This is a genomic window from Vibrio sp. Y176 (assembly GCF_033438945.1).
Window position 1 is genome coordinate 1 of sequence record NZ_JAWOQS010000871.1, and the last position, 580, is coordinate 580.

Consider the following 580-nt stretch of genomic DNA (forward strand, 5'->3'; position numbering starts at 1 on the left):
CTGCATCACCTTGTAAGAACTGCTGCACTCGCGGGTCTGGGTTTTGACTCAACTCCTCTGGCGTGCCAAACGCGATGATCTTGCCATCTGCTAGTAGGTAAACCCAATCAGCAATACTCATGACCTCCGGTACATCGTGTGATACCACAATAGACGTAAGGCCTAGAGCTTGGTTTAAGTCTTTGATCAACTCAACCAAAACACCCATGGTAATTGGGTCTTGTCCCACAAATGGTTCATCGAACATGATTAAATCAGGGTCAAGTGCGATAGCACGAGCCAATGCGGCGCGCCTCGCCATACCGCCCGAAAGCTCACTTGGCATTAATTGCGCGGCTCCGCGCAGACCAACCGCTTCGAGCTTAAGCAGCACCATAGTACGAATCAAATCTTCTGAAAGATTGGTGTGTTCACGCAGTGGAAAGGCCACATTGTCAAACACATTCAAATCCGTGAACAGAGCTCCGGATTGAAACAGCATGCTCATTTTCTTACGAGCGTTGTAGAGTTTTTTGCGAGAGAGAGTCGGAATGTTGTCACCATCAAACCAAATCTCTCCTTGTTCGGGATACAACTGACC

At 48.4% G+C, this 580-nt stretch carries 1 protein-coding gene; it reads right to left on the reverse strand.

All coding sequences use genetic code 11. The features are described 5' to 3' along the window. Nucleotides 1–580 (reverse strand): ATP-binding cassette domain-containing protein (locus R7O13_RS29135; protein ID WP_318305491.1); only part of this gene is annotated, 580 nt, incomplete at both ends.